General features: G+C 55.4%; 2 protein-coding genes. Both read left to right on the top strand.

The annotated features are described in order from the left end of the window. The first annotated feature begins 40 nt into the window (after positions 1 to 40). Positions 41 to 9,082 (top strand): tandem-95 repeat protein, encoded by a 9,042-nt coding sequence (locus ABX962_RS19105; RefSeq protein ID WP_372721627.1) that lies wholly within the window; start codon positions 41 to 43, stop codon positions 9,080 to 9,082. Positions 9,083 to 9,395: 313 nt separating this feature from the next. Beyond that, a partial coding sequence (gene flgK, locus ABX962_RS19100) for a flagellar hook-associated protein FlgK (protein WP_372721626.1) occupies positions 9,396 to 10,798 on the top strand: 1,403 nt, incomplete at its 3' end.

The raw sequence follows: 10,798 nt of genomic DNA, 5'->3' as shown, positions 1-10,798 counted from the left end.
TGCGATCGATTCGATTCTGTCATCGACTTTGTTTGCGACGGTGACAATCGAGGTCCAACCGGTCAACGATGCTCCGCGAGCGGCCGATCAAACGATCGTGATGCTCGAAGATACCCCTCGAACCGTGCTTGAGTCTGAATTGTTGGCCAACGCGACGGCCGACGCTACGCCTTCGTACCCTGTGGTGACGCCGACAGCACCATGGGACGAATCGGATCAAGTGTTGCATGTCGTGTCGCTGCACGTCGGCGGCACCATGATCGATTCCACCACGCCAATCGGTGATTTTCCGATCGCCACGTCGCGAGGACAAATCTTGTCAGCGACGTTTGATACCTCCGATCCGGCAAATATTTTCTTGGTCAGTTTTGAGTACCAAGCTAACCTCGATCTCAATCGCGATAACCTGCGTCTAGTAGGCGATCCGCCGATCTTGGATGAGATTACGTACACGATCAGCGATGATGGCAAATCCGATGACCCGAACGTCTTAGGGGACGGTGGGGCTGATGACGAGATTGGTGTTTTCGATACTGTCAACGGACGCTTAACCCATACCGCCAAGATTTCGTTTGACGTTCGGCCCCAAAACGATGATCCGATTGCCAATGACGATGCGATCGACAAGAGTTCCACCCGGTGGCTGTCGTATTGGGCAGGGGTGGGGCAACCCGTTCCGGTTCCCACCGAGGATCAATCACTCACCATTCCGATTGACTTCTTGCTCTCGAACGACGTCAATGCGCGTGGTGATGCCGCGGATGAAAACGTCAATCTGAACGATGGTTCGTTGACGATACCGGATCCAGGCACGGTTTTGACGACTGCACTTGGTGGCACGGTCACCTTTAACAATGACGGCACGTTCACCTACCGCGCGCCCGATCATTACTACGGCGAAGATACGTTTACCTACACTGCACAAGATGTGGGGATCAACGAAGATACCAATGGTCTCCGTTCGCTTGCTCCGCTGACGGACACCGCGGTAGTGACGATTTTTGTCGAACCTACGAACGACAATCCGATTGCATTCCCACGTGAATTGTTGGTCGACGAAGTCGTCGAATTCAATTCCGATGGTACCCCCACCGGAGTCGATCGCAAAGTCGCGTTCGACGCAGAGTTCCTGCTGCAATTGTCCGGTGTCAATCCGGTGTTGCCCGGCAATGATGATCCAACGCTAATCGATCCTTACAACGAATCGAATCAAGCTCTGCGTGTGGTCGCGTTCACCGATGCCGACGAATCGATTGACGTTCTAACGGACCTCGCTGGCAGCGGCGGGACGGGGACTTTGGCCATGACGACCGCCAGCGGAGGTGTCTTGTCGTTCAACTTTACCGCAGGAGCCTTTGTCGATGGTTACTATGAGCCGGCAGTCGATTACAACGGGTTGATTCCCCACGAAGCCGATCCGGCGAATCCGCTCGAGTTCTTTAACTACGTCGTTTCCGATGATGGCACAGTGTTGTTGCCGCCAAACGTTCCGTATCTTCCAAATCTTGGCGAAGCTCGATCATTACCGACCCGTGTTTCGTTGAGCGTTTCGGCATTCAATGATTCGCCCTTCATCCCGGACTTTGATACTTCGACCACGACGGTGGATGGGACGAATGTCGTTTACAATGCCAATTCGATCACCTTCAATGAGCGTGAACAATCCGATGCACCCTCGTTGACGTTTGACTTGTACGCCGCAGCCGGTGTCGAGATCAAACCGGGTCCGCTAACGGCACTCGATGAACTCGCATCGCAGAGTCTTGTCAGTATCGTCGTGCAGCCCGCACTTGATCTGGGAGGCAACTCGTTGGTGCCTGCCGGATTGATGAGCTCCGATCCTCTGCTGACAGCCACGGGAGACATTACGATCTCGCCGGTCGCCGATGCGTTTGGCGTGGCGGTCTACGACATTATCGTCACTGATAGCGGATCCAATGTGGCTCCGAATAATGCGGTCTCAATTCGCAAGTTGACCATTTCGATCAATCCTGTGAATGACCAACCGGTCGCTCAGGATCACGAGTTTAGTGTCGATGAGGCAATCGAGGACGCGGGTGAATCGACAAGCGACACTGCGTTTAAGATCCATTTTGATGCCGCTTCGCTGATGGCGGGAAGTCTGCCGGGACAATTTGATTTGGCACTTGGCACGCCTTACAACGAAGATGATCAAAACCTTGATGTTGTGCGTTTCATCGTTCCCAGCCCGAATCCTGGCGACGCGGATGTGGTCGTCAACGACGTTTCCGATCCGGTCGGTACGGCGATCGTTCCGGTAACGACGCGCAATGGCGGCCTGCTGCAATTCAGCTTCGTCAACGGTATCTTCACCGAAGGCACCTACACGCCTGCGGTCGATTACAACGAGCAAGCTGAATTCGATGTTTCCCCGAACTTCGTCAACGAAATCTTCCAATTCATCCTTCGTGACAACGACGGGGCGGGAACATCCGTTCCTGGATCGACAACCCTCGTCGATTTGCCAAGCAAGTTCTCGGAACCTGCGACGGTGACTTTGAAGGTCAACCAACGTAATGACAATCCGTTCGTCCCTGCCTTTGACAATCTGCCGATTCACGTCGCTGAGATTGAACCGACCGACGCACCAACGATCACCTTGGATCTTTTCAACAATCCAGCCTCAGTGATCCTGCCGGGCCGTGTCACTGCACTGGACGAATTAGCACAGCAAGGGCTGACGATCACCCTGGTTCCGGTCAGCGTACCTGGCAATATCGTTCCTGGCGCTGATAGCTTGATGGCGGCAACGCCTGTGTTGCAAGCCGATGGGACGTTGACGATTACACCCACGCCCGAGGCATTCGGAGTGGCGGTCTACGACGTGGTGGTGACCGATACCGGAGGCACATCGCCAGCGGATCAACAAACGATTCGCCGATTGACGATCACCATCGATCCGGTCAATGACGCTCCCGTGGCGGCTGACCAGGTATTTGCACCTGTGGATGAGTCAATTGAACGCGATGAGTTTGGAAATCTGATCTCGCCGCTTCCGACGACCGTGGTCACGTTCGACAAGGATCGCTTGTTGCAAAATGCGGTCGAGGGGCAATTCGCAAGCTCATTGAACCCGTTGTTCAACGAGAGTGAACAAGAATTGGACGTCGTGCGGTTCGAAATGGTCGGGCCCGGGGGCGCGAGCATCGTCATCGATGGGGCGACATTGACGCAAGCCGAGCAAACGATCACCCGCGTCTCCAGCGGCGGCGGAACCTTTGCCTTCACGTTCAAGGATCAAGTGTTCGTTAGCGGCAGCTTTACACCGTCGGTGGACTACAACCAACGCACGCCGTTCTCGCCGACGGAACAATTCAAGTTTGTCATCCAAGATCGTGGCAATGTCACGGTTCCCGGTGCGGATCCGGCTCGCAGCGAAGATCTTGGCACGCTGCGATCGGCGGCGGTGACAGCAACGTTCCAAGTGTTGGACAAGAATGATCCGCCCATTTTTACAATGGCTGGCGAAGTGAATCATTCGGCTCAAGTCAACGTGACGGAGGACCAAAACGGATTGGGAACACCGGTTGTGGTGTCGGGATTTGTCTCGGACATTTTCGCAGGCCCCGTGACCGCGCTGGATGAAAACAGTGCCGTGCACGGTCAATCGGTCATCTTCGAATCGTTAGTCCTGGTCGGAACCGATCACGGTATCTTCTCTCAAACTCCCACCTTGTCGGCGACAACGGGCGATTTGACGTTGTTCCCGAATCCGCATGCCTACGGAACTCAGGTTTACCTGGTCACGGCAAATGACCAAGCACCCGAAGGCGCGGCGCGGTTGACCAAGACGATTACCATCAATGTCGCACCGGTCAACGATACTCCGGTTACTTATCCTCGTTCGTTCACTGAAATCGAAGCGGTGGAACTCGATAAGTTCGGTGACCCGCTTGATCCGGCTGTCGAAATTGACTTTGATGCCGCAGGGTTGATCAACGGCGACGGTACGCTATCGGAAATCCCAGCGACCGCGGGCAATTTCGCTTCCTCGGTACCCGCGCCGTTTAACGAGATCGAGCAAACGCTCCGTGTCGTCCAGTTCTTGATCGAAGACCCGGTGACGGGTGGCACCATCACGATTGATGGAAGTTTGTTCAAGGGACAAACCGTTACTGAGCTGACTGTCACCGGCGGTGAGCTCGAGTTCAGCTTCGATGCGAATGGATTCTTCACAACCGGTAAGTATCGTCCTGCAGTGGACTACAACCGATTGACTCCGTTTGATCCGGCCGACGTGTTGCAATACGTGGTCGAAGACGACGGGCGAACCACGGTTCCTGGTGGTCCAGCGAGTCCGATCTTCTTGACACCCGAGCGATCGCTGCCTTCGAGCATGACGTTCCGGCTGATTGAAAACAACGATCCGCCTGTGTTCGTGATGCCATCACAGATCACGATTCTTGAAGATCAAGCGAGTGATCATGCTCCGATCAGCCAAGATAACTTTGTCACGGGAATCGCTCCGGGACCTGGGACTGCACTGGATGAAGTGGGGCAATCGGTTACGTTCAGTTTGCAGTTGTTATCGACCGACGTTGGTTTGTTCAGTGCGACTCCGACCATCTCGCCGACCGGTCGGTTGACGTTGTTGCCAACTCCCGATGCCTTCGGCACTCAGGTCTACTTGGTGACCGCATCGGATAATGCGCCCGGCGGAACGGCCAAGATTTCGGTGCAAACGTTGACGGTAAATGTGACTCCGGTCAACGATGTTCCGCGGGCAGCCGACCAAACACTCGATTTGGTGACCGAAGCGGTCGAACGCGACAGCGATGGCAACCTGCTCAGCCCATTGCCTGTAGCGAGTATGACGTTCGACAAGACGCAATTGCTGCGAAACGCGGTCGAGGGAGTATTTGCTGCTGCGATCAATCCGAGTTTCAACGAAAGTGAACAAGAGTTGCGTGTCGTCGCCTTCCGTGTGCCAGGGGCACCGATGCTGGTGGACGGATCGATTGACGAACCAGGACTTACCGGTGGCAATGGAACGGTGACACGTACCACTTTGACCAACGCAACGCTGACCTTTACCTTCGTCAACGGCGAATTCGTCAGCGGAACCTACACGCCGAGCGTCGATTACAACCGCCGTTCGCCGTTTGCCGCGAATGATCAATTCGAATTCTTGATCGAAGACCGTGGTGCGGTAACGATTCCAGGCTCGAATCCGCTGGTGACTCAGGACACTGGTTCACTGCGGTCGGCATACGCCAACGCGACGATCACGACGATTGAGCAAAATGATCCTCCGGAGTTCGACTTCTTGCCAGTGGTCAATGTGCTTGAACGCGATGACAACGGCGAGACGGTTGTACCGGAATGGGCGAAAAACATCCAAGCCGGGCCATCAACCGCACTGGACGAATTGCAACGAGAATCGGTGCAGTTTACTTTCGTGCCGGGGTTGTCCAACGTTCCGCAAGGTTTGTTCCGGTTGCCGCCAAAGGTTGCCAACAACGGTGCCTTGTCGGTGTTCCCCGCACCTGATGCGGTGGGTACCGCCACGATTGTGATCGAGGCGACGGACCTCGATCCCTCGACGCCTGGTTTCGTGCCGGCATCCCACTTTGTGACCTTCACGTTGAATGTGCAGCCGGTCAACGATGCCCCGCGACTGAACCCCGCTGTCGTTAATACAGCGGATGTCTCGGGTTCCGATCCCGACTTGGGCTATTCCGTGGCGACCGATGGCACAATCACTTACACGTTGCGTGAAGACAACACTCAGCCTGGTGGCAACGCATCGACCGCGTTCTTTATTCCGCTTGTGCAAGGTGCGGTGCCGCCGTCTAACGGATTTGCTGCACTGGGGCTGCTCGATGTCTTTAATGTCGGCCCGGATAACGAGGCGAATGGAGCACCGGGCGGATCCCAAGTTCTGCAGCTTGCGAGTTTCCCACGATCGACTCAGCGCGGTGGAACCTTGACCGAAGTGTTCCAAGGTGGCCAACGTGTTGGACTAAATTATGTTCCGCCGACGAACTACAACTCGGCGATCGGAGCCGATGATGGGTTCACCTATTCGGTGAATGACAACTCGATTGTCAATGGAGATCCGACCGCCGGTGAAACTTATTCGTTGTCGCAAGGGACGCTATTCGAAGATCCGCGAGCGGTCGTCAACCGCGTCCGATTGCGAATGAGTCCCGTTAACGATCGGCCTGAATTCGAAACTGCGTCGCTAAGTGTCGAGTCGGCTGAAGATGCCGCGGTCACTGTGAAGAATGCTTTCGCCTTTAACATCAGTGCCGGACCTCGGTCCACTGCAACCGATGACTCGGCTCAAACGCTTGTCTTTGATGTCCAGCCGGTTGGGTTTGATGCCAATGCGTTCTTTACAACGGTGCCCGCGATTTCGCCCACAGGACGTTTGACATACCAGTCGGCTCCGGACGTGTTTGGTGAATTCAAGTTCACCGTGATGTTGTCCGACAATGGACCCACCGATACGGCAACCCGCGGCGATTTGTCCCAAAGCGTGCCAGTCACGATGACCATTAACATACGACCGGTCAACGATGCTCCGGTGAAGGTCAGCAATGCTCCGAATTTGACTTATGTTGTTGGCGAAGATGGTTCGGTAGTCATCCCGTTTGTTGGCAATGCGGCCGACCAGCCTGGTTTGTTGGACTTTTTCCGAGTCGGTCCCGATAACGAAACGTCGACACTTGTCGGTGGTGGCCAAACGATCGATGTGGCTTCGCCCTATCCAGCGACGTCCGACCGCGGCGGCACCATCACTCCGGTGCTTGACCCAGCCAACCAGGTGATCGGACTTCGTTACACCCCGGCGTTAAATTTCGCCGGAACCGACAAGTTCACTTATACGATTTCGGACGATGGAGTCACGGTCGCCTTGGGTGCCGGTGGCGTCGCTACGAATAACTTCAAATCGGTCACCAACCAGGTCACGATCGGCGTCAGTGGTGTCAACGATCCACCGCAATATAGCGGTGCCAACGATGTCGACTCGGTCGAAGATCAAGGACCTGTGGTCGTTCCGAATTGGGCGACCGGCGTGCAAGCCGGCCCGGATGAAGCGACCGACGAACTGCTAGGCGATGGAACAAACCCGGCTCAAACCGTGTCGTTTGTACTCAACCAGATCAGCGGCAGTTCCTCGCTGTTCGCGGTCCCACCGACCGTTACGATCACGGGCAATACCGCGAGTTTGTCGTACACCACGGCAGCAAACGCCAATGGAGATGCCACGTTTGAAGTCACGCTGCGAGACAATGGTGATCCGACCGACGCTTCGGTGGGGCACAACAATGAATCTGTGACTCAGACATTTACGATTCGCGTCGCAGCGGTCAACGATGTGCCGACCTTTACCGCCGGTGCAGTGGTCGATGTCGATGAGGACAGTGATCTGTACTCGCAAGTTTGGGCCACCAACATTTCGCCAGGACCGGCGGATGAGTCGGGCCAATCGGTGCGTTTCGAAGTGACCGTTCCCACCGCTTCGTTGGGACTGTTCGAAACGTTGCCAACAATTGATGCTGGTGGGGTGCTGCAGTTCAAACCTGCGAAAGACGCCAGCGGGTTTGCGGATCTTCAAGTGCGTGCGATTGATTCACTTGACGCGGTGTCCGTAGCGGCAACCTTGCGAATCAATATCGATGAAGTGAACGATAAACCGATCGCGGTCACCGATAATCTCGATGCCGATGAGGACGCGGTTGTCTTGATCGAAAGCATCGATTTGACAGGTAACGATGTGGATCCGGATCTGGCATCAAATCCATTGGAATCGCTGACGGTCGTCTTGCCGGCAAGTTCCACGACACAACGGGGAGCTCGTTTGACCTACAACCCCGTCAACGGACAGATCACTTACGATCCGACGCTTGCGGTTGAATTGCAACGTATGAAGCCGGGCGATGTCCTGATCGATACGTTCCTGTACTCGGTCAAGGATGCCAGTGGCATTGAAAGCGACCCGGTCGAAGTCACGGTCACGGTTCAAGGTGTCAATGATGCTCCGGTTTTGAATCCTGATACTGTCATCATCAATGCGAACGGGCAAACCCGCTTCCGCCCGCAAGATAACGATACGGATGTCGACGGTACGATCGTGGCGACCAGCATTGTGATTACCTCGCAACCGAAGTCGGGCGCGTTGTCGGTCGAAGAGGATGGAACGCTGGTCTACACCCCGTTTGCCAGTTTCGATGGTCAGGATGAATTCCGCTATACCGTCGCAGACAATCTGGGACAACAGAGCAAGCAAGCGACGGTCATCATCACAACGAGCCGATTGCCAATCGTGCCCGATTTTGAGGATGTCGTGGCAACGTCCAAGGACACCACGATCGTGAATGTCGGGGCGGCCGCGGCACCCGTCGAAGGCCAGCTTGATTTGACCAGTCTGAATATCATCTCGGGACCTGCCAACGGTACCGCGACGGCCAACCCGGATGGAACCATCTCGTACAAGGCCAACGTGGGACATCTCGGCCCCGATTCACTGCAGGTCACGATCACCGATTCGGCCGGACGTGTCAGTGAACCGGCGACGATCCACTTCAACGTGGTCGCGTTCCGATTGCAAAATCCGAACGCGACTCGTTTCAATGACGTCAACGCTAGCGGCACGGTGACGACACTCGATGCGTTGTTGATCATCAACCGCATCGGGCTGGCTCCGAACAATACGTCGAGCATTCCGGTGACCGCAGCGGATCGTGGTCCGGCGTACTATGACGTCAATGGTGACGATATCATTTCGGCACTCGATGCGTTGCAGGTGATCAATCAGTTGTCGCTGCAGGGGCCACAAGCCAGTAGCGAAGGCTCGGATCGCCAGGGATTGGGAGAAGCGATTCCTCAGCTTTCGCCATTGGCGCAATCTGCGGTTTCTCAATCAACGACGCTGCATGTTTCCGAACCGGTTCACGAAATTGAGACGCCCACCAAGGTGGTCGACAGTTCGATGCCAAGCACCGAGCCAAAGGACTTCTTGGATTTGATTGCCGAGAGTCATGAAACGTCCGAGGGTGAAGAAAGTGAAGACCGCTTGGGTGCGGTGGACGAAGCCTTTGCGAATCTGCTGTAAGCCCAGCTTGGCGTCCCACCACGGTCGCCCCCTAAAGTCGCCCGGCGTCTCCGACGTCGGTATGCTGTGTCGCCCGACGTCTTGGGACGTCGGACGGATCGGTGGCTATTGGGGGGGCAAGTTGGGGGCAAGCATATCGATGTCGGCGACATGCGGCGTTGGTGAGTTGGCGTGTCGACACGAAGGCCAACGCCGCATCGGTGCGGGATTATCAGCGATAACGATCCGGTTTTGACGATTAGGTCAACTGTGCGTGGGGGAATGCCGATAAAAGACTGAAAGTACGGTTCTTTCGGTCAATTGAGACATCGGTATGGGCCTTCTCGGCACAATCCAGCAATCCAAAGGCGCACTCGATGCGGCCCAGATCGGCCTTCAGGTCGTGGGCAACAACGTCGCCAATGCGAATACTCCGGGCTATATACGCCAGGAGTTACAGCAGGCGTCTGCGGTAGCCGTTCGCGAAGGCAACTTGATTAAGGGGCATGGCGTTCGCCCCACCGGGATTGTCCAAGTCGTCGATAAAGCGCTGTTCGAGCGGATGCTCGATGCCAAGACCGCGTTGTCGGGCGCCGAATCGCTGGAAAAGGCCTACGCTCAACTCGAAGAATTGTCGACCGATCTCGATAACACGGGGCTCAGCCAGCAATTTTCGCTGTTCAACAACGCCGTTCATGAATTGTCTACCCAACCGGGGGATGCCTCGCTACGTGAATTCGTGATTCTACAAGGCGAGACGTTGACGAATAATATTCGCAACGCTCGCAGCAAGGCGTCCGATCGCCAGCAAGCGTGGGACGGCGAATTAAAGGACGTTGCCAGCGACATTAACCGTCTAACCCAACGGATTGCGAAGCTCAATCTCGAGATCGCCACAATCGAAGGGGGCGGGCTGATTGATAGCGACGCTACCGGATTGAGGGACCAGCGGTACAACTATCTCGAAGAGTTGGCGACGTATGTCGATCTAAACATACAGGAACAGGAGAGTGGAGCCGTTTCTGTTTTCGTGGGGGGGGATTATCTCGTCAACGACGGAATCAGCCGCGACGTTTACAGCCATTACAGTGAGAAGCTCGAGGCACAGGAAATCCGGATCATCGAAACCGATTCGCCTCTGGATGCGACCGGAGGCCAGTTGGGCGCGACCATGGAAGCTCGCGATGGCGTCTTTGGCGAATATATCGCGGGAATTGATCGCATGGCGTCCGCGTTGATCCGCACTGTCAATGAAGTGCACTCGCAGGGGCAAGGCCGAGAAGGGTTTCAAGATTTGCTTTCCAGTGTCAAGTCCGACGCATTTGTGCCGCTCGATCAAGCGGGGTTAGCGTGGACACCCACCAATGGCACCTTTGATATGAACCTAGTCGATGCGTCGGGTGAAGTGATCTCAACCCATCGGATCAAAGTAAAGAATCTGGGCCAGGTCACCGATTCGACGGTCAGCTCGATCGTGGCTGATATCGATGCGATTGATGGTATTACAGCCAGTGTGACCAGTGGCGGACAAATCGAAATCCTTTCTGACTCGCCAACCTCTTCGTTTACGTTTGGTGAGGATACCAGCGGTTTTTTGGCGGCGGCGGGCATCAATACATTCTTTGTCGGTCGCAGTGCCGTTGACATCAATGTCAACGATGCGTTGAAAAAGGATAGTGATTTTTTAGCGATCAGCGCAGGCGGAATTGGCGAAGACACCGACGTCTTATCTCGCAT

Source organism: Novipirellula sp., from assembly GCF_041583735.1.
In the GTDB taxonomy this organism is placed as follows: domain Bacteria; phylum Planctomycetota; class Planctomycetia; order Pirellulales; family Pirellulaceae; genus Novipirellula.
Note: the sequence above shows the minus strand (reverse complement) of the source record. Positions and strands in the feature narration are given on the sequence as shown.